Annotated in this window: 22 protein-coding genes; 4 read left to right on the top strand and 18 right to left on the bottom strand. The window is 37.8% G+C overall.

What is annotated here, in order from left to right; translation table 11 throughout:
- Nucleotides 1-13: 13 nt before the first annotated feature.
- Entirely contained in the window at nt 14-499 is a 486-nt protein-coding gene (locus ACIFOT_RS05430) for an Hsp20/alpha crystallin family protein (RefSeq protein ID WP_430062696.1), read from the top strand.
- 49 nt (nt 500-548) lie between these two features.
- Here the strand turns inward: ACIFOT_RS05430 and ACIFOT_RS05425 are convergent, their stop codons facing one another.
- Complete coding sequence (locus ACIFOT_RS05425) at nt 549-1,097, bottom strand: YppG family protein (protein WP_430062693.1); 549 nt, start codon at nt 1,095-1,097, stop codon at nt 549-551.
- A 187-nt stretch (nt 1,098-1,284) separates the two neighbouring features.
- Here ACIFOT_RS05425 and ACIFOT_RS05420 point away from each other — a divergent pair, with 187 nt between their 5' ends.
- A complete protein-coding gene (locus ACIFOT_RS05420) occupies nt 1,285-1,494 on the top strand; it encodes a YppF family protein (RefSeq protein ID WP_430062689.1) in 210 nt (69 codons plus the stop codon).
- A 36-nt stretch (nt 1,495-1,530) separates the two neighbouring features.
- Here the strand turns inward: ACIFOT_RS05420 and ACIFOT_RS05415 are convergent, their stop codons facing one another.
- The 3 genes from ACIFOT_RS05415 to ACIFOT_RS05405 all read right to left on the bottom strand — a co-directional run bounded on the left by ACIFOT_RS05415 (nt 1,531) and on the right by ACIFOT_RS05405 (nt 3,753).
- Nucleotides 1,531-1,884 (bottom strand): YppE family protein, encoded by a 354-nt coding sequence (locus ACIFOT_RS05415; RefSeq protein WP_430062686.1) that lies wholly within the window; start codon nt 1,882-1,884, stop codon nt 1,531-1,533.
- 276 nt (nt 1,885-2,160) lie between these two features.
- Entirely contained in the window at nt 2,161-2,436 is a 276-nt protein-coding gene (locus ACIFOT_RS05410; RefSeq protein ID WP_430062683.1) for a hypothetical protein, read from the bottom strand.
- Between the two features lie 339 nt (nt 2,437-2,775).
- Nucleotides 2,776-3,753, bottom strand: coding sequence for a DUF2515 domain-containing protein (locus ACIFOT_RS05405; RefSeq protein WP_430062680.1), 978 nt, complete (start codon nt 3,751-3,753; stop codon nt 2,776-2,778).
- A gap of 189 nt (nt 3,754-3,942) precedes the next feature.
- Between ACIFOT_RS05405 and recU the strand changes: the two genes are divergently transcribed.
- A complete protein-coding gene (recU, locus tag ACIFOT_RS05400) occupies nt 3,943-4,545 on the top strand; it encodes a Holliday junction resolvase RecU (protein ID WP_430062677.1) in 603 nt (200 codons plus the stop codon).
- A 36-nt stretch (nt 4,546-4,581) separates the two neighbouring features.
- Nucleotides 4,582-7,185, top strand: coding sequence for a transglycosylase domain-containing protein (locus ACIFOT_RS05395; RefSeq protein ID WP_430062674.1), 2,604 nt, complete (start codon nt 4,582-4,584; stop codon nt 7,183-7,185).
- A gap of 27 nt (nt 7,186-7,212) precedes the next feature.
- Here the strand turns inward: ACIFOT_RS05395 and ACIFOT_RS05390 are convergent, their stop codons facing one another.
- The 14 genes from ACIFOT_RS05390 to bshA all read right to left on the bottom strand — a co-directional run bounded on the left by ACIFOT_RS05390 (nt 7,213) and on the right by bshA (nt 20,514).
- On the bottom strand, nt 7,213-7,572 hold the full coding sequence (locus ACIFOT_RS05390) for a YpoC family protein (protein ID WP_430062671.1): 360 nt from the start codon (nt 7,570-7,572) through the stop codon (nt 7,213-7,215).
- Nucleotides 7,565-8,227: an endonuclease III gene (gene nth, locus ACIFOT_RS05385; RefSeq protein ID WP_430062668.1), complete on the bottom strand. Its 663-nt coding sequence runs from the start codon at nt 8,225-8,227 to the stop codon at nt 7,565-7,567. Before nth ends, ACIFOT_RS05390 begins: the two co-directional genes overlap by 8 nt.
- A 29-nt stretch (nt 8,228-8,256) precedes the next feature.
- The gene (locus ACIFOT_RS05380; protein WP_430062664.1) at nt 8,257-8,955 is read right to left on the bottom strand and encodes a DnaD domain-containing protein; all 699 of its coding nucleotides are present in this window, start codon (nt 8,953-8,955) and stop codon (nt 8,257-8,259) included.
- A gap of 134 nt (nt 8,956-9,089) precedes the next feature.
- Nucleotides 9,090-10,283 (bottom strand): pyridoxal phosphate-dependent aminotransferase, encoded by a 1,194-nt coding sequence (locus ACIFOT_RS05375; RefSeq protein ID WP_430062781.1) that lies wholly within the window; start codon nt 10,281-10,283, stop codon nt 9,090-9,092.
- A 32-nt stretch (nt 10,284-10,315) separates the two neighbouring features.
- Nucleotides 10,316-10,795, bottom strand: a complete 480-nt coding sequence (locus ACIFOT_RS05370) for a DUF5590 domain-containing protein (protein WP_430062661.1) — start codon at nt 10,793-10,795, stop codon at nt 10,316-10,318.
- A gap of 7 nt (nt 10,796-10,802) precedes the next feature.
- Nucleotides 10,803-10,973 (bottom strand): YpmA family protein, encoded by a 171-nt coding sequence (locus ACIFOT_RS05365; RefSeq protein WP_430062658.1) that lies wholly within the window; start codon nt 10,971-10,973, stop codon nt 10,803-10,805.
- A gap of 106 nt (nt 10,974-11,079) precedes the next feature.
- Complete coding sequence (locus ACIFOT_RS05360) at nt 11,080-11,919, bottom strand: hypothetical protein (protein ID WP_430062655.1); 840 nt, start codon at nt 11,917-11,919, stop codon at nt 11,080-11,082.
- A 51-nt stretch (nt 11,920-11,970) separates the two neighbouring features.
- Nucleotides 11,971-14,775 (bottom strand): ATP-dependent DNA helicase DinG, encoded by a 2,805-nt coding sequence (gene dinG, locus ACIFOT_RS05355; protein ID WP_430062652.1) that lies wholly within the window; start codon nt 14,773-14,775, stop codon nt 11,971-11,973.
- Between the two features lie 90 nt (nt 14,776-14,865).
- Nucleotides 14,866-15,249 (bottom strand): aspartate 1-decarboxylase, encoded by a 384-nt coding sequence (gene panD / locus ACIFOT_RS05350; protein ID WP_430062648.1) that lies wholly within the window; start codon nt 15,247-15,249, stop codon nt 14,866-14,868.
- 25 nt (nt 15,250-15,274) lie between these two features.
- Nucleotides 15,275-16,123: a pantoate--beta-alanine ligase gene (gene panC, locus ACIFOT_RS05345; RefSeq protein ID WP_430062645.1), complete on the bottom strand. Its 849-nt coding sequence runs from the start codon at nt 16,121-16,123 to the stop codon at nt 15,275-15,277.
- Complete coding sequence (gene panB, locus ACIFOT_RS05340) at nt 16,120-16,956, bottom strand: 3-methyl-2-oxobutanoate hydroxymethyltransferase (protein WP_430062642.1); 837 nt, start codon at nt 16,954-16,956, stop codon at nt 16,120-16,122. The genes panC and panB overlap by 4 nt, the downstream gene beginning before the upstream one ends.
- Nucleotides 16,957-17,214: 258 nt before the next feature.
- Nucleotides 17,215-18,192, bottom strand: coding sequence for a biotin--[acetyl-CoA-carboxylase] ligase (locus ACIFOT_RS05335; protein ID WP_430062639.1), 978 nt, complete (start codon nt 18,190-18,192; stop codon nt 17,215-17,217).
- Nucleotides 18,177-19,376: a CCA tRNA nucleotidyltransferase gene (locus ACIFOT_RS05330; RefSeq protein ID WP_430062636.1), complete on the bottom strand. Its 1,200-nt coding sequence runs from the start codon at nt 19,374-19,376 to the stop codon at nt 18,177-18,179. The genes ACIFOT_RS05335 and ACIFOT_RS05330 overlap by 16 nt, the downstream gene beginning before the upstream one ends.
- A 10-nt stretch (nt 19,377-19,386) precedes the next feature.
- Entirely contained in the window at nt 19,387-20,514 is a 1,128-nt protein-coding gene (gene bshA, locus ACIFOT_RS05325; RefSeq protein WP_430062633.1) for an N-acetyl-alpha-D-glucosaminyl L-malate synthase BshA, read from the bottom strand.
- Between the last annotated feature and the right edge of the window lie 3 nt (nt 20,515-20,517).

The raw sequence follows: 20,517 nt of genomic DNA, 5'->3' as shown, positions 1-20,517 counted from the left end.
TGAGGGTATCAAAATGTCATCAAAGCTTCCGAGTGATAAAGATAATAACTCTAAAAAGCCCGTACCTGAACCTTTTCGTGAATTAGTGAAATCAATGAACGACTTATTCACCGAAAAACCGATTAGGGGGTTTTTACAATCCATCGATGAGTTTTTTAAACATCCATTTCCTCCAACGGGAGGCTTTCATGTCGAAACATTAGAAACAGGCGGTGAATATATTATCACAGCTGAACTTCCTGGTGTAAAAAGAGAGCAGATTCATTTAAATTTGACGGACAACTATTTAACAATCTCTGTTGAAAATAACCAGATTGAAACCCAGGAAGATGATCATAACCAAATATATTCACGTAAAATGTTTAGGCAGCAATCCTCAAGAACGATTCCCCTCCCGCAGACAATCAATGAAAAAAAGGTTAAAGCATCCTATCGGGATGGTTTATTACAAATTCGTATTCCACAAGAAAAAGGTAAAATAATTGAGATTGAAGAATAAGTTAACAAGCGTAATGAAAGAGACGGCTTCAAATTAGCCGTCTCTTTCATTATGCTTTAAATATTCCTCCAAATCCTTTGACAAGTGAGGAAACTTGGTTTACTGCATTCATCATTTGACCTGCTGTATTCATCATCTTATTAAAATCAACGGATCCATCCTGCGATTTAAAGGAATTCATAAAGGATTGCATTCCGCCAGGCTGTTTAGGTATAACATTTTGTTTTGGGTAGGGGTTCATCATAGGATATCCATTCATGGGTTGATATTGATGATACATTTCTTCCTGTGGCTGCAAGGGATTCTGGAACAAGAATTGTGAATCTTTTTGTGAATAATTTTGGTTCGGATATGGGATATTTTGTTGGGCGAATCCAGGCTGATAGTTTTGGGCCATTTGCTGAAAAACTTGCGGGTTATAAGGGTTTTGTTGTTGATATCCATTCCAATTATAATTTCCAGGTGGAGTCTGAAATGGAAAGGGTTGATTACGTACATTAAATGGCTGATTCCATTGCTGACCAATCGGGCCCTGGTGCATCATTTGCCCCGAATATGCATTATGAAAGTTTTGGTTTGGCCGCCTTTTACCAAACATGGGCAAACATCTCCTCCGCATTTATCTCTCCTACAATTTATGAAGGATATCCGTGAAAGGTGATTAATTGGAAAGGACAACCTATGTCAAAATCCCGTGAATTTTGTCTAAAGTTTAAATATTTTAAAAACTAGAAATCTCTTTTTTTCGTGATACGATATAAAAAATGGTGAAGGAGGAGCTTTATATGAACATTCGTGAATTAAAAAGCAGATTTATTCAAAGTCGGGATTATACCACAGATGACGTTAATGCACTAATGGATTTTGCTAAGAAAGCCTATATTCATAACGAAATTAGCATTAAAGAATATCGCCTTCTTGTCCGCGAACTTGAAAGTCAAGGCGCGGTTGTTCCTGAAATTGATAAGGAAAACTCCCTCATCGAACATTCCTAAACTCTAAACTTAAGAGATGCAAAAGGCATCTCTTTTCTATTTGTTCACTTTTAAAATTTCCAAAAGAAAATATTCAATCGTTCGATGGGTATTTAAAAACCTTGTCCTGCTTGATTCAGGAAAAAAACATTGAATCGAGAGTTGAGCAATATGTTCTGAGGTTGTGTCAATTTGCTTTCCATGGATATGTTTATGAGACCCCTTTTTCAGCCATGCTTTAATGGCATCTTTCCACTGATCGTTAACAATCTTTACCTCATCTGCAAACGGTTTAATGGTTTCGTGAAAATCGTATTTTATGCCCTGCTCCCTTCCTTCTTGGTAGTATTTTAGAAAGAGGCGATTATATTGTAAAAGTTTTTCTGTTAAGTCGATAATTTCTGTCTTCATTTATACAATTCCCCTTATTTATTCTACGGCTATTAAACTTGGCTGTTGATTTGCGCTCCAGGCGCTTCGCTTTCCGCGGGCGGTCCGGGAAGCCTCCTCGGCGCTATAGCGCCTGCGGGGTCTCCCCTGCCCCGTCCTCCCGCAGGAGTCTCGCGCCTTACGCTCCAATCAACAGAGTTTCATAATCAACAATAACCTTAAAACAGCCTATTCTACAAATAAAAAAGCAGCATAGATATTCGCTGCCACTTTATCACTTTATTATTTTAACGGTAATTAAAAACCTAATTCAAGTTCTAACCGTTTTGCAGCAGGGTTTTTGCTTGACTCAAGACTGTTTTCAAAAAATGCTAAGTTTACTTGATCGATTTTATTTTCTATGAATGAAAGTTTCAATGCAGAGTCATTTATTTTACTTTGCTCATCCTTGTTTAAACTAATGCGAAGGTCGGAGAAAGATGCCTCGAGAACAGAATCCAATTCTTCCAATTGATCATATATTTCAGTCAGCATCGATACCAGCTTTTCTTTTTCAGACATTGGCTTATTCATTTAATTAAAACCTCCTCGCTTAATCTATAAAGTATAATTCTATTTCTTTATTTGGCTTCCTCCCCCCTTGACAAAACTAGAAGCTATTCGTCAAAGAAAGTGTCAAAATAGCAATTTACTTCGATTTTTTCGACACATTCCCAATTTCGCATGAAAAATAAAAAACGGCACAAGCTAAGCATGGAGGTGTTAAGATGCCAAAAAAGACTAAACCAACCAACAAGCAAAATCAAGCAGCATCGGGTAAAAGTGTTGGCTACGGTGATAAAAAGCTAGAGGGTCCAGATCGTCCTTCTACATAATATTTTCGAAGAAAAAGCAAGGAACACCTTGCTTTTTTTATTCGAATTTTTTTAAGTTGAGAACTTTTTGGAGGGATAACAATAATTGCAGTTGATTTGATTTAACAAAATACCAATCAGTTAGATGAATGTGATGGCGATGACGGACAGGAAAATACATCCAGGCTGGAGAAATCCTTCTATGCTGACTCCAATCAGTACAGGTATGCTGATCATGTTCAATTACGGGATAGACTGCCCTTAATAAGGGGGTATTGCGTTTCGTTTTAACTTTAAAATACTGCTCATAGTCAAATCTTGAACCTGTATGCGTTGTTTTTTCGGCAAATTCATAGAAATAAGGAAATAAACGAGGATGGAACAGAATGCTGGCAAGCCTTTTTCCTAAATCTATCCGCTTGGAAAGAGAAGTAAATCCGTTCACACTAGCCCCATAAACCTCTCCCCCGCATGTCGGAAACAAAACACAGCTAAAATGCAGCCAGTCTTGAAATGAAAAGATAAGCGAACGAAAAACCTTCTTCTTATACACTGGGTGCTCAATGACAGGCTTTTGGATGACATTTTGCTCGTTAATAATTAAAGCCGTGGTCAGCCTTTTTCTGTCTCTTTCATTCCAATAACGCTTCCATTCCTTTTGAATAAATGTGGATACATTAAAAAAAGGAAGTAAATGAAACATCGGCTGATTGATTTTCGTCGAATATTGATAGAGCAATAACTGGGGGAAAACATCATGGAAAATAAGCCAATTGGCCTTTTCATACGTTAAAAAAAGCTGTTTCCTAACCTGCGGAGTAAGTAAATGAGGGAGGACTGATCCCTCCAAGTCACACATATTCCATCCTCCATTTCGTGAAACCATACTAGCAAGGAAGGACCAAATAATATCCGTATTTTTATTAAAATAAGAAAAGTAGGCATTGGTTCTAGATATATTATCGATATTTCGTTTGTTTGTTTCACTTCGTATTTGACGAATGATGGTTTGTTCCTGTATTGTAAGATGATTCATACTCATCTTCCCTTAACGAGTTTTAATAGATTATTAGCTAATGCCAGCCTTAATCAATCCGGAAATGAATCCTGCTTTTGTTTGACAATCAAGGTACAATTGCTATTAGCTTGTGCTTGATAATTCATTTTATTCACCCCATTTTCTCCAAGATTTGATATGATATGTTTAGCTTGTGAGGTGTTTATCATGAATTTTAACTATCCAAATGGGAAGAAGTATACCCCTCGGGAGCTGCCAGCAGAAAATACAGCTGGCAATAAAAAAAACGGCTCCTACAGTAATAGAGGTATGACACTTGAGGAAGATTTAAATGAAACAAATGATTATTATCGGGAAAGAAAAATAGCTGTCATTCATAAAAAGCCAACACCAGTGCAAATTGTACAAGTGGATTACCCGAAAAGAAGTGCCGCTGTTATAAAAGAGGCTTATTTTAAACTAGCCTCCACTACCGACTATAATGGTGTTTATAAAGGTAAATATATCGATTTTGAAGCGAAAGAAACACAAAATCCAACTTCTTTTCCATTAAAAAATTTCCATCAGCATCAAATTAATCATATGGAAGAAGTCATGAACCAAGGAGGAATTTGTTTCGTTATCCTTCGTTTTACAAGATATGAGAAGGTTTATTTGCTTGAAGCAAAGCATCTCTTCTCTTTTTGGGAAAGAATGGCTAGTGGGGGCAGAAAATCAATTACAATGGAAGAAATCGAACAGCTAGGGCATTACATACCGCTTGGATTTCAGCCAAGAATTGACTATATTAAAATATTAGATACACTTTAACCTTTTTTGAAAGGTTTGAAAGGATGGAATTTCATTATGGCAGACCAATATCAATCACGAGAGGAGCGCCGAAAGAATCACCAAGCCAAAGGAAAACAAAAAGGAAAAGCCAAGAAAAAACCAGGCGGACTTTTTAAGAAAATCTTTCTATCTCTCGTTGTCCTTGGTATCGTTGGTATTCTGGCTGGAGTTGGTACTTTCGCCTATTTAGTGAAGGATGCTCCCAAACTTGATCCTAAATTATTAAAAGATCCAATCCCCTCTAAGGTTTTAGATAAAGATGGAAAATTAATATCTGAGGTAGGAGGCGTACATCGTGAATATGTAACCTATAAGGACATTCCTAAGCAAGTCGAGAATGCCATTTTAGCCACAGAGGATTATCGTTTTTACAAGCACCATGGTATCGATCCAATTCGCTTAGGCGGTGCCGTACTGGCTAATATTCGCCATGGATTTGGCTCTGAAGGGGCTAGTACAATTACACAGCAGGTTGTTAAAAATTCATTTTTGACCCCTGAAAAAACGTTAAAACGTAAAGTGGAAGAAGCCTGGCTCTCCTATCAGCTAGAGCAGCAATACACGAAACACCAAATTTTCGAAATGTATGTCAATAAAGTTTATGTTTCCCAAAACAGCCACGGTATTGCTACGGCAGCAAAAATCTATTATGGGAAAGAATTAAAAGATTTAACCCTGGGAGAAGCTGCGCAAATTGCTGGAATGCCGCAAAGTCCTAATAATTATAATCCGTTTGAACATCCGGATAAAGCCGAGACAAGACGTAACATCGTATTATCATTAATGCATCAGCATGGATATATTACAAAGCAACAGATGGAAGATGCCAAAAAGGTATCTGTTGAATCTACTGTTTTGAAACCAGATCAAAGGAAAATTGATGAAAAGCCGTTTGATTCTTTTGTCGATGCAGTTATTGATGAAGTAAAAGAAACAACCGATCTTGATATCAATACAGATGGATTAACCATCTATACAACCTTAGATCCAAATGCCCAAACCTATGTTGATAAAATCTTAAACACAAAAGATATCATCCCCTACCCTGATGAAAATATTCAAGCTGGGATCGCTCTCCTTGATACGAAAACAGGTGAAGTTCGGGCAATTGGCGGAGGACGGAATCCAAAGGTAAAACGCGGATTTAACTATGCAATCGATACAAAGCGCCAGCCAGGCTCGACCATAAAGCCAGTTCTCGATTATGGTCCTGCCATTGAATACTTAAATTGGGGCACCTATGAAATGATTGAGGATAAGCCGATTACTTACTCAACCGGGAAAAAATTCGGAAACTGGGATCAAAAATACAAAGGTCCTATGACAATTAGAACCGCCTTACAGTTATCACGTAATACTCCTGCCGTTCAAGCACTTCAGCAAGTTGGTTTAGATAAAGCAAAAGACTTTGCGTTAAATTTAGGGATTCCATTGAAAGAAATTTATGAGTCTTATGCTATCGGCGGCTTTGGCGGGAAAACAATTGGTGTTTCGCCGCTTGAAATGGCGGGCGCCTATAGTGCCTTTGGTAATAAGGGTATTTACACAAAACCGCATGCGATTACTAAAATCAAGCTCCGTGACGGAACAATGATTAATACAGCTCCAGAACCAAAAGTGGTAATGAAAGACTCAACAGCTTTCATGGTTACGGATATGTTAAAAAGTGTATTGGTATCACCTGGAACTGGGGTAAGAGCGAAAGTACCAGGACTTCCAATTGCTGGTAAGACAGGAACTACAAACTATACAACTGATGAAATGAATAAATATAATATTAATAGCAGTTCTGTACCGGATGCCTGGTTTACAGGATATACGACAAACTATACGGCGTCTATATGGACCGGGTACAAGGATCGAACAACGCCAATAACAGCTGTTGGCAATAATCAAAGATTAGCGCAATTAATCTTTAAAAATTTAATGGCCTATGTTTCAAAGGATATCGATACGCCTGATTTTTCGATGCCAAATAGTGTCCAAAAGGTTAGGATTGAAAAAGGCTCAATGCCTCCAGTTTTGGCTAGCGAATTCACACCTGATAGTGAAATCACGACCGAATATGCGGTTAAAGGGCATGCGCCTAAAAAAGTATCTCAGAAGTATAATAAACTTGATGCCCCAACGAATCCTGTTGCCAAATTAGATGAAGCTGGTCAAAATATTGTACTGACATGGGACTATAAAAATGGGGCCGAAAATGTTACTTTCGATGTATCCGTTGATAACGGAACCGGGGTGAATCATATCCCTGTTCAAACGAGCACTTTGAGTATTCCTGCTGCTCCTGGCACAAAATATACTTTTGCTATAGTTGCCATTAGCGGAAATAAAAAGAGTGACCCAGTAACAGCCTCCATTGAAATTCAAAAGCCGGCCAATGAAAATGACCCAGGCAATGGAAATGAAGGTGGGAATGGCAACGATGGAAATAATAATGGAAATGGGAACGGCACCGGAAATGGGAATGGTACCGGAAATGGGAATGGTACCGGAAATGGGAACGGCACCGGAAATGGCGGAGACCCGGGTAATACAGGAGGAACAATTCCACCAGTAACCCTTCCAGGTACTCCTTCAAACGGTCAAAGTACCGGACCACGAAGTGGAACATAAAAATTTATATGATCAAAAAAAAATCGTCTAGCCATTTGGCTTAGACGATTTTTTTTTGATGGTTTTCTTTACAAAATGTTTTTCCTGTTCATGCATCAGCTCAGAGAGCTGCCTGTACGAATGATATAAATTGGGCCTCGCTTTAATAAACGCCAATCTTTCTTCAAGATTAACCGGTTTTATCTCTAATTGGTCAAATTGCAGCGGCCCTTGATAAAAGGGCCTATCATTTGTTATCATTATAAATTGAATGAATAGCTCAATCCCTTTCTCCATCCATTCTTTCGTCTCTTTAAGGCTTCGGCTGCAATATAATTCATCCAGTCTTCCTTTTATTAACTTCCATTCCTTAAGGATCCTCGATACGCCTTGATCTCCATCATCCATGGGAAACTGCACTGCCCTTCATTCTTTTTTTACCTTCACGGCATATTTCTAATAATGGGCAAGATGGGCACTGGGGATTTTGAGCTTTACAATGATACCTTCCAAAAAAGATTAAGCGATGATGGGTAACCGACCATTCATCTTTTGGTATTCGCTTCATTAAAGTCTTTTCCACTTCCAATACGGAATCCTTCCACCGGCATATTCCTAGACGCTTACTAACTCGTTCTACATGCGTATCAACGGCGATTGCAGGGACATTAAAGGCAACAGAAACCACGACATTTGCAGTTTTTCTACCTACACCCGGCAGTTTAGTTAACTCGTCCCTGTCCTTTGGAAGTTCTCCGCTATATTCATCTAAGATCATCCTGCAGAGACTTTGAATATTTTTCGCTTTATTCCTGTAAAGTCCAATCGAACGTATGTCATTTTGTAATTCCTCAAGCGGAACCTTTAAATAATCTTCTGGTGTTTTATACTTTTTAAATAATTCCTTTGTGACCTTATTTACTAGTGCATCTGTACATTGTGCCGATAATGAGACAGCGATTATAAGTTCAAACGGATTTGAATGGGTTAATTCGCAATGTGCATCTGGGAACATCACTCCCATTTGATCTAAACAATATCGGATTTGAGTATTATTCAGCATAACATTTCACCTGCTTGTCCGTAAAACTATTATTGTTCTAACCAGTTGTAAAAGGGAACCGATGAATGCTGGGATTCATCTTTAACATTTGGTTTCAGAGATTGTTTTTGACGAAACTTTAGTCCCTGATTTTTCGCTTGTTCTATAGTTTTGATACCGTTTTTCTTCCACTCAAAAAGGATTCTATCAATATAGCGAAAATTTAATTTGCCTGACATTACAGCTTCCTTTAATCCCGCTTTAATAATAACTGGGTCATGGTGATCATCATCCATCCACATCCCAAGGGTTTCGCATTCAAATGGTGATAAAGGCCGGCCAAACTCCTTTTCAAAACATGTATATAAGTCAGTCTCTTCTGCCTTCTTGTTCATTTCGTTCATACTTCGAGTTTGGATCAAAAATTGCTCGACGAGTTTCTCCCACAAAGGTTTTAAGGAATACTTTTCAAATCGGATTCCTTCATGCGAATATTCATCCATAATTTCAATAAAACCTCTTTGGATTAGCCTTCTGAGCATTTCATTGCAATCTGAAATAGAAATAGTCATTCTTGCTGACAGTTCTTCCGGTGTTGGAAATTCATTACCTTTTTCTAAAAAAGTAAGTATATTTAGTAAAAGAACGAGCTCTGTTTCGTTTAAGTTAAGATTGCGGTATTCAGAAAATAATAGTGTTGGTATCGAAATATTGCCCTCTTGGAGCCATGATAATAATGTTGTTTTCATCTTTTGGACACCTCCTGATAAGTATATCATGAACATTTTATCCGAGTAAGAGTATTAGGTATCCAGCATTGGAAAGGAAATCAAAAAGCCTGCAGAAAGCAGACTTTTTGTTTATATCAAAGGTTGTAACTATATTAGTTTTTAACGTTTGCTTTTTCAAGTACAAACTGGTGAATCCTTGCTACGGCTTTTTCTAATTGCTCGAGCGAAGTTGCGTAGGAAAGGCGAATATTATCTGGTGTTCCAAACCCTGAACCAGGAACGACAGCCACTTTTGCATCTACAAGCAATGCTTCTACAAAGTCATCAACTTGATTAAATCCAGTCATTTCAGCAGCAGCCTTTACATTTGGATACAAGTAAAATGCACCTTGTGGTTTTACACAAGTAAAGCCAGGAATTGCAACTAACTTATCATAAATGATTTCTAATCTTTTTTCAAATGCTTGACGCATTTCTTCTACTGGTTCTTGCGGACCATTGTAAGCTGCAATAGAAGCATATTGTGCAGTTGTAGTAGGATTCGACGTACTATGGCTGGCAAGATTTGTCATCGCTTCAATAATTTTTTTATTTCCGGCAGCATAACCAATTCTCCAACCAGTCATGGAATGTGACTTGGAAACTCCGTTAATGACAATCGTTTGTTCTTTAAGCTCAGGGGATAGCTCGGCAATCGATACATGCTTGACGCCGCCATATACAAGCTTTTCATAAATCTCATCTGAAACGATAAGGATATTTTCTTCCAAACAAATTTTACCTAATTCTAGAAGCTCTTCAGCTGTATAAAGTACCCCAGTTGGATTACTAGGAGAATTGATTATCACTGCTTTAGTTTTATTCGTAATGGCCTTTAGTAGTTGCTCCGGTGTAATCTTAAATTGATTTTCTTCAAAACCCTCAATATATACAGGGACACCGCCTGCTAATTTGACTTGCTCGGGATAACTTACCCAATAAGGAGTAGGAATGATAACCTCATCACCGTCATTGAGAATTACCTGAAATAATGTATAAAGAGCATGCTTGGCTCCATTGGCTACAATTATTTCATTTGGTTTATACGTTAATCCCTGATCCTGTTCAAATTTCTTGATAATCGCATTTTTTAATGCCGGTAAACCAGCTGAAGGGGTGTACTTTGTATAGCCTACATTCATCGATTCTACTGCAGCATCTAAAATATGTTTAGGTGTATTAAAGTCAGGCTCGCCTGCCCCTAAACCAATTACATCTTCTCCCTTTTCCTTTAATTCCTTCGCTTTAGCGGTGATTGCTAAAGTGGTAGAAGGTGTAAGTGCCATTACTCTTTTCGCCAGCTCCACTACCATGCCTGTTCCTCCATTCTCCATCCACTCTATAGATTTTCAATTTTTTTCAGCCATTCGCCTGTTTCAAAGTGTACATAATAATAATTTATTAAATTATTTTCAGAACGATAATAAATTTCCCATAAAGGGATATTTTTTTCCATACCTAACCGAACTGAAATAATTTTCTTAGGTTTTTTTTCTTGTAATAATTTTTTTACGGCCTCATTTTTAGTGAGTCCATTTTTTGCTTTTTTTACAATAACTTTTTTACTTTTTTCGGGGATCCACACAATGATTTTTTCACCTTCATTATTTTTCCCCTCTATTACATTTACTGTCTCTAAACCATTGTAAATATGAAAGTCCTCTACATTACTAATTTGAACCTTTTTATTAGCAAGTAATAGCGCTTTTTCTTCAGCGGCTTTTACAGGTTCAACCGCTGAGAAATATACCTTAATCAAGATACCCAAAATACCAATTACAAATAATGCTAGAAAGAATAACCACTTTTTCACTTTCATTCACTCTTTATGTACGATATATGGTAAAAATCGCTTTATTTTTATCTTGCTGATCAAGGGCTAATCCAAACATAAGGTCATTTTCTTTCAAAGTACGATTTAGAGCATCAACTACTTTATATAAATCCGGACTATGCTGGATTTTTACAGTTGATAAAACTTCAATTTTACTTTCCATCCAATTCCTCCATAAAACAAAATCGATAAAAAATTCTTCTCAATTATTATAACAGGTTAAAGCGAGAAACGTACTTGAAATGATAGAAGAATTAAATGAATATTTTTTACTCATCTGCTTCAACAGGCAGGGGAATTACTTCATAGCTTGAATCTGTAAATTTAATTGTCACCGTACCATGCTTTTTTGTAAAATATACCTCTGACCAAATATCATGTAAATCGTGAATGATATCAGTATCAAAGAGTTCACCTTCATCAGCATTAAGAATCGAGATTTGCGGATTAAAAAATTCGATTAATTTTTCTGTTATTGCGTCTTCTTTAGCGAAAAGGGGAGTTTTAAAAACGTTTAGATTCTCGAGGTTCCGCGTTAAAAGAGCTTGTTCAGCGCGTTTGCTAAAAGAATTCATCATGAAAATACGATGTTTAAAAAACTCCAAAGTAAAATCTAAACCTTCGTTCTGCATACTTCCTAAAAATTGAACTTGAGCTGTCAACTCAGGGAGAATTTCTTTTTTCGTGCCCACTCCCCAAGCCACAATTGAAACCTGATTTGCTGGATTTAAACTTCTCGAAAGAAGTGCTGCCATTTTAGGTGTTGTAATGAGCTCTTGGGTCTTATATTTTATAAGAAACTGATTGATCAGATTAATTGGAGGTTCAGGTTCATCATTAGTAAGGATAAGCGTAGAAATTTCCTTAACATCATATAGGCTCAGCCATTTTTCCAATTCTGCTTTGCTCTCTTCTCTCCCGATATTCACTAAAACATTCCCGCCATTAGGTCCTTGAATAAGTGTCGCTTCTCCAGCAGACAATCCCAAAAAGGTAATGGCAACCTCATGTTCTTTCAGTTTCAAATCAATATTTTCAATTTTACTTGTCGCAAAAACAGTCGAGGTGGCTTGAAATATGATAGTAATTATTAGCAATAAAATTCTCATGCACATTCCTCCCATAGATACTAATAGAATGTACAATTTTACCATTATTTATCATAACCAAGCGTGAATAAATTCTACAAGCTTATCCATTGGCCCTTTTTTAACCGGCACGGAAGGAATTGATTTCAAAAACGCCCTTCCGTATTTTGTCGTTACAATCCTTCTATCAAAAACAACTAAAATTCCCCGATCGTTCTCTGACCGAATCAAACGCCCAAAGCCCTGCTTAAATTTTAAAATGGCTTCCGGAAGTGAGTATTCGGAAAAAGCATTCCCTCCCTGGTCTCTTATCACTTGGCATTTTGCTTCCGTCAGAGGTTCGTCTGGCGGGCTAAAAGGTAGTCTCACAATCACCAGACAGGTTAAATCCTCCCCAGGAATGTCTACCCCTTCCCAAAAACTGCTGGTTCCTAATAAAATAGCTTTGTCATATCGCTGGAAATTCCGCGTCAATCTAGTACGGCTGCCGCTCGTAATACCTTGGGCTATCATGACATAATCATTGAGAAAACCGCTTTCTTTAATTAATTCATAGGTTTTCTTTAACATATCATAGGCCGTAAAAAGAAGCATCATTCTTCCATTTGTCGCTTCTGCAAGTGTAATAATATGCTCAGTTATTGCAATGACATATTCATCCAAAGTAACCGCATTAATTTCTGGTAAGTCCTCAGGAATTAAAAGATTGACTTGATGCTTATATTCAAAAGGCGAAGGAATCGTAATTTGTTTCGTTAAAACTGGATCTAATCCGATTTCTTTAATTATATAGTTAAACGAGTTATTTACCGTTAAGGTGGCAGATGTGATGATTACCCCTTTTTTAACTTGAAATAATTGCTCTTTAAGAGCATTGGCCACGGATGCAGGCTGCGCCAAAAAGGTTGTTACGTTTTGTGGTGAGCGGATATCCATCTCAATCCATTTAACATCGTGAGAATCAATTATAAAACACTTTATAACCGTTTCCCTTAGCAAAACTAAATCATTTGAAAACAGTAAGATTTCTTCCATTTTACTCTTCTGTGAATTTGATAAGAAATTTGTCTGTTTTTCCAACAATTGAAGCCGTTCCATAATAGAACTATGCAGGTCTTTCAGTAAAAAGGAAAACCTTTCAGCACCGTGAAGGATTCCCTTTGTTTCTTTCCCTCCAGCAGATTTAGAAAAGCGGACTTTGGCACGATAAAAACCTTTTTTGTTAGCCAGCATTTTTTTCGTATAAAGACCGATTAGCTTAAAGAATTCATCCATTTCATAGGTTAAGTCTGCTATTAGCTGATTCAGCTCAAGTCGGGAAGCAAGTTTCTCATTTGTAATACTAATAGAAGATAATAATCCTTCTAGTTCATAAAAAAGCTGTTTCTGCTCATAAAGTCCAAATTGGCCTAATAACAGCCTTGTTGATAAATAATCTAATGTTGACCCGAAAAACTGAGATGCGACTTTTTCAAGATGATGTCCCTCATCAATAATCACATAGTCATATTCGGGTAAAATGGAGCTATCTCCCTTTATGTCGCTAAATAATAAAGAATGATTGGTTATGATTATATCAGCTGACGAGACCGCTCTTTTTGCTTTTTGGTAGAAATCCTTCTCTTGCCATTCGCGGTTTTGGGAGAATACTGTCGGTTCATTCTTTATTTTATTCCAGTAAATGAGCCCGCCGCTCGAAATATTAAGCTCGTCCTTATCTCCGGTTTCCGTTTCCGTCAACCAAACAAGTATTTGCATTTTGGTTAACGTGGTATCGTAATTATCGTTTTCATCCAAAAGTGTTTGATAGAACTTTTCTAAACTAATATAATGGGTCCTCCCTTTAAGCAATACCGAACGAATCTTAAATGGAAGAATTTTGTCTAAAATTGGAATTTCTTTCTTTAAAATCTGCTCTTGCAGCTGTATAGTATGTGTGCTAACTACAATGGGGAGGTTTTTTTGTTTGGCAAAATAGGCACTTGGCAAGAGATAACCTAATGATTTGCCTACACCAGTTCCCGCTTCAATTAAAGTATGGTGCATATTTAATAAAGACTCATGAACCTCATCCATCATCGTAAATTGGCCCGTTCTTTGCTCAAATTTATCAAAACCCTGGTAAATCAATTCCATTTTCTCTACATGATCAGAAGGAAACTTGAAATCGATTCCACTTTCGCTTTCTTCTTGATCATGCTTTAAATCCTTTTTTAAGGCTAGATTCTTAAATATCTCGATGGCTTCTGGTAGCACCTCTGGTTCCATCTTTTTATTTTCCAGAAGGTCATCAAGAAGCTGTTGGAGGTCACTTTTCAACCCTCCTGAAAGCTGTGTAAGCTGTTCCATTGTGATTAAAGGCAACTGCGATAACTTTCTTAAAAAAATTAGAAAAAGTTCTGCAGTTACCTGGGCATCGCTATCGGCTTGGTGAGGACGGTCATGATTAAGATTTTCTCTTTCTGCTAAATCAGTTAGTTTATAGCCATCTGCGGTTGGATATAAAATCCTGGCCATTTCAACCGTATCCAGAACCGGGCCATAAAATCCCTCGAAGCCTTCCTGAATTAATTCCTCCTGCAGGAAGGACAAATCAAACAAAACATTGTGCGCAACAAAATATGCCCCTTCTAAAAGTTCCGATACTTGCCCGGCAATTTCAGAAAATAAAGGAGCGTCCTTAACCATATCGTCATTGATTCCAGTTAGCTCTTCGATAAAAACTGGAATGGATTTTTGCGGATTGACAAGTGATGAGTATGTATTTTTGATTATTCCGTTTTCGATTACTACAGCAGCGAATTGGATGATTTTATCGCCCTTTTTGGGAATGTTCCCTGTAGTTTCCAAATCGATAACAACAAATTTATTTGACATTTAATAAACACCCCGAACTTCTGTTCATTAAACGGTATCACAAAAAGACTAAAAAGTAAAAAAGAAAAATCCCCGAAAAATCGGGGATTACTACATAACTGTAAGTGCTGGTTCTGCATGAAGCAGTTCTTTAATCCGGTTATGCTCATCCATAATCGCCACTTTAGGTGTATGCGCCGACACTTTCTCCTCAGCCACTAGGGCATAAGAAATAATTATGACGATATCACCAGGCTGTACAAGGCGGGCTGCTGCACCGTTTAAACAAACCACACCGCTGCCTCTTTCTCCCGGAATGATATAGGTTTCTAAACGGGCACCATTGTTGTTGTTGACAATTTGCACCTTTTCATTGGCAATCATGCCGACAGCATCTAAAATATCTTCGTCAATCGTTATACTGCCAACATAGTTTAAATTAGCTTCTGTAACCGTTGCGCGGTGGATTTTTCCGTTCATCATGGTGCGAAACATTGATTTATTTTCCTCCCCCTGCTTATTACTCTATATCAATAATCAAATTATCTATCAATCGAACCTTCGTAAATTTTACCGCAAGTGCAATGATAATCCTACCGTTTAATTCTTCCAATGGCTTTAGATCTGGATAGGAGAGAATATCGACATAATCGATCTCCCCTTTTGAATCACTAGTTATCATTTCTTTTATTAAGTTAACTAATGTGACAGAATTACGCTCACCTAGTGAAATGGCTTCCTTGGCAGCCTGCAGGCTTTTATATAAAACGGTTGCCTGAAGTCTATCTTCAGGGAGTAGATTGACATTGCGTGAACTTTTAGCAAGACCGTCTTGTTCCCGGACGATATCAACTGCAACCAAATCAATGGGAAAATTAAAATCAGAGATTAATCCATGAATGACAGCCACCTGCTGAGCATCTTTTATTCCAAAATAAGCCCGAGTCGGCATCATGATATTAAATAGTTTCGTAATGACCGTGGCCACTCCGTCAAAATGGCCGGGACGTGACTTTCCACATAATATATCTGTACGTTCTTGAACGACCACTTTAACTGAAGAAGAACCTGGATACATTTCCTCTACAGAGGGGAAAAAGACGTAATCGACCTTCTCACCTTCAGCTAATGCACAATCGCGCTCAAAATTACGGGGATAGGTAGAAAAATCCTCTTTTGGGCCAAACTGCAAAGGATTGACAAAAATACTTAATACCACGATATCATTTTCCTTGCGTGCCTTATTTAACAATGTTAAATGACCTTCATGCAGAAATCCCATTGTGGGAACAAAGCCAATTGAAAGTCCTTTTTCCTTCTGTTGCCGTATTTCAGATTGCATTTCCTGGATGGTTGTTACGACCTTCATTCTTTACCTCCGTATAAAACCTTTAGTTCCGTTTCCTTCATGGTAAAGGAGTGTTTATCTTCAGGAAATTGTTTATTTTTTACTTCAGACACATATGCTTGAATAGATTCAAGCATAAAAGGATTCACTGAATGATATTGTTTCACAAACTTTGGAACACGCTCAACACCATAGCCTAAAATATCATGATAGACAAGAACTTGGCCGTCAACATCAATACCTGCTCCTATGCCAATTACCGGTATGGATAACGCCCTTGTTACTTCATCAGCCAACTGCTTCGGAACACATTCCAGCACAACAGCAAAAGCGCCTGCTTCTTCGCATTTGATAGCATCATCCAGTAATTTCTTAGCCGCCACGGCATCTTTACCTTGTACCTTATACCCGCCTAAAACACCGACCGATTGCGGGGTTAGTCCTAGGTGAGCACAGACAGGTATCCCTGCTTTAGTAAGTGCAGAGATTTTCTCCAGAACATCATCAGCCCCTTCGAGTTTTACAGCATGGGCTCCCGTTTCCTGAATGAGTCGTCCAGCATTTATTAATGTATCTCGAACCGATAAATGGTAAGTTAAAAAAGGCAAATCCGCCACAATAAAGGTATCTTTTGCACCACGTTTAACAGCTTTTGTGTGATGAATCATGTCTTCTAGTGTTACTGGGACAGTGGAATCATAACCCAACACCACCATACCAAGTGAATCACCAACTAAAATAAGGTCGACTCCTCCCTGTTCTGCTTGTTTGGCAGACGGATAATCATAAGCCGTTAACATAACAATCTTTTCGTGATTTTCCTTCATTTTTAAGAAATCTGTTGTTTGCTTCATCCTTATTCCCTCCTTTTAATTGGGAGAGGTGATAAAACACAGTTAAAGAGCAAATAAAAAGATCCTTCTGAAGGCAGAGGATCTACGTTACTCTTATTACTGTTCCATCCCTCTGTCCCGGTCCGTACTACGGATCTAGGCAGATACCTTTTTAATTTTAGTATGACATAAAAGGTGCAGTTCCGTAGGATACTGCCCAAAGAAATTATAACAAATTATTTAAAAAGTGTACAAGGATATTTATAATAATCGAACTGTTTAAAGCTCAATATCAGCAGAGTATACATGATGAATCGTACCTAACTTATCTTCGAGCATTAATACACCCTCATCAGTAATTCCTAAAGCCTTTCCTTCTATTACATTTGTCAAGGTCCTCGCCTTTAGAATTTTCCCAATGCTGATTGCATAGCTTTCCCAAAGCAGCTTGATTGGAAGGAAACCTTCTTCTAAATAAAGTAAATATAATTTCTCGAAGTGTTTAAAGATACTTTTGATTAAACCGGCCCTGGAGATTGGTTCGTCTTTTTCAATATAAAGGGAGCTGGCCGTTTCATGTAGTTCAGCTGGGAAATCTTCTTTCTTTTGGTTTACATTAATCCCAATACCAACGATGATCGAATGAACCCGGTCGGCTTCGGCCTGTAATTCTGTTAAGATACCTGTCACTTTTTTCCCATTAATTAAAATATCATTGGGCCACTTTATTTCAGGAGTAAGTCCGGTAAATTCTTCAATTGCCTGAACAATGGCAACCGCCGATAAAAGGGTTAACTGCGGTGTTTTTGTCAAAGGGATATTAGGGCGAAGGATAACGCTCATCCAAATACCGGTATATTTTGGTGAATGCCATTTACGGTTCATTCTTCCCTTTCCAGACCTTTGCTCTTCAGCAATGATGACGGTACCCTCAGGTACTTCCTCAGACGCAAATCGGTGGGCAATCTTTTGTGTCGATTCTACACTTTCCTCATAATGAATGTTCCGTCCAATAAAATCCGTTGTTAAACCCAGTCTAATTTCATCAGCAGTTATTTTTTCGGGTGTTTTTACAATCCGATACCCTTTCTTTCTGACAGCTTCTAATTCAAAGCCCTCTTTCCTCAATTCCTCAATATGCTTCCAGACTGCCGTCCTGGAACAGCCAATTAAATCAGCTAGATGCTGCCCTGATAAGTAATCTTCCCCAGAATTTGTAAAAGCATCAAGCAGTTCCTTTCTTAATTCTGACTGCACTCTACAAGCCACTCCTTAATTTGTTGATGATTATTCGCTACTTTTCCTATTAAAATTGCATGTTCAATTTCCAAAAGGGTTTCCTTCAACCAAGGTCCTCCACTTATATCGAACCACTGCATTAGGTCATTACCTGTTACATTCATTTCTGAACGCTCTTTTATTGGCAGACCCTGATAAACATTCAGCCAATAATGAATCGACTCTATTTCTTCTATTCCTTTTAAAACTAGATAAAGCTTCTCTACTGATTGAATGGTATCCGACCCTGCAGAATACAAATCATAAACCGTCCATTCCTGTTCAAGTCTTTTAGCTAGGAATGCTAAGGTTATTTGAATATCCCTAACCTCTTTAACCGGCAGTCGCCAGCCTCTTAAAAAAGAATCGACGTCTTTATTTTTTAACTCCAAACAGAATAGAAGTAACGACCACATTTCTTTTACATTCAGTTTTTCACATTGATAGGTTAATAAAAGCTCTAAATACTTCTTTTGATTTTTAAGGCCCGGCAAATAAGAATATAATTCAGTATCGATCAAGATGCCGAATGCTTTTTTTCGATTTTCGCCGACTAGAAGTTTTTCAAATTCTGTTCTTTTTCGTTCCACAGCAATGTTGTCAAGTAAGGGAATCAATTTTGTTAACGCGGTAACGGTATGACTTTCCATCGTAAAAGAGAGCTGGCTGACAAAGCGGACAGCTCTCATCATCCTTAATGCATCTTCCTGAAACCGCTCCATAGCTGAACCGACAGTTTGAATGACCTTTTCGTCTATTGCCAGCCGGCCATTAAAAGGGTCAATTAATTTGCCCTGCCGGTCCATCGCCATAGCATTCATCGTAAAATCTCTTCTCTGCAGATCTTCTTTTAGGCTCCGGATAAACGCAACCTCTTTTGGCCTTCGAAAATCCAAATATTCAGCTTCTGTTCTGAAGGTGGTAATTTCATACGATTCATTATTAAATAAAACAAGGACAGTTCCATGCTCGATCCCAACATCGACAGTTCTTGAGAAGACCCTTTTCACTTCTTCCGGTGTCGCGGATGTAGCGATATCGACATCACTAATTTGTTTATTTAGAAGTAAATCCCTAACCGATCCCCCAACAAAGTAAGCTTCATAACCCGCATCTTCCAATCTCATTAATACTGGAACGGCAGATAAAAATGGTTCAATCATTTCCTTCACCTTAATTCAGCAGCTTAAAGTATATTTGTTCATACTGTTCTACGATGTTGTCCGCTTTAAATTTTGTTGTTGCGGTTTCAACTGACCGATTGGATAATTGTTCATGGAGTTTGGTATCCTTTAATAAGGCAATCGCTTTTGCAGCAATATCTTCAATATCTCCTACCTCACAAATATACCCAGTTTCACCATGATTAATAACTTCCGGTAATCCGCCCACATTGGTTCCAATACAAGGCACACCACAAGCCATCGCCTCTAAAGCAACTAGGCCAAAGCTTTCCTTTTCCGATAAAAGAAGCATTAAATCACTAATCGAGTACAATTCCTCAAGATTCTCTTGCTTGCCAAGGAAAATAACTTGGTCCTCAATTCCTAACTTCCTGACTAGTTTGCAAACTATTGTCATTTCCGGCCCATCTCCGACCAGCAATAATTTAGCAGGCATTGACGCTGAAATTTTAGCGAAGGTTTTTATGACATCCTGCACCCTTTTAACAGCCCGGAAATTCGAAACATGAATAATGACCTTTTCTTCTTGCTTTATTTCAAATTCACACTTTAAAATGTCAGCATTGGTTTTTTGATAGATTCGTTCGTCAATAAAATTATAAACCGTTTCAATTGGTTTATCAGGATTAATAAGTTCATATGTTTGATTTACAAGAGCTTTTGAAACAGCTGTGACCGAATCCGATTTTTCAATACCAAATTTAATTGGATCGGCAAGTGAGGGGTCATATCCTAAAACCGTAATATCCGTTCCATGTAAAGTTGTAACAATTTTAAGATCTCTTCCAGACATTTGTTTGGCTAAAATAGCACAAACGGCGTGAGGAATGGCGTAATGAACATGTAAGATATCCAAATTCTCACGATTTGCCACTTCAGCCATCTTGCTAGCAAGTGCAATATCATAAGGGGGGTATTGGAAAACGGAATATTGGTTTACTTCTACTTGATGGTAGTATATATTGTGGTACATTTTATTTAATCGAAAGGGAATACTCGAAGAGATAAAATGAATTTCATGCCCTTTTTCCGCAAGCATTTTCCCAAGTTCGGTTGCAACAACACCTGAACCGCCAACAGTTGGATAGCAGGTTATTCCAATTTTTAGTTTCTTCATCGT

It is taken from the genome of Neobacillus sp. NRS-1170, from assembly GCF_050468025.1.
Note: the sequence above shows the minus strand (reverse complement) of the source record. Positions and strands in the feature narration are given on the sequence as shown.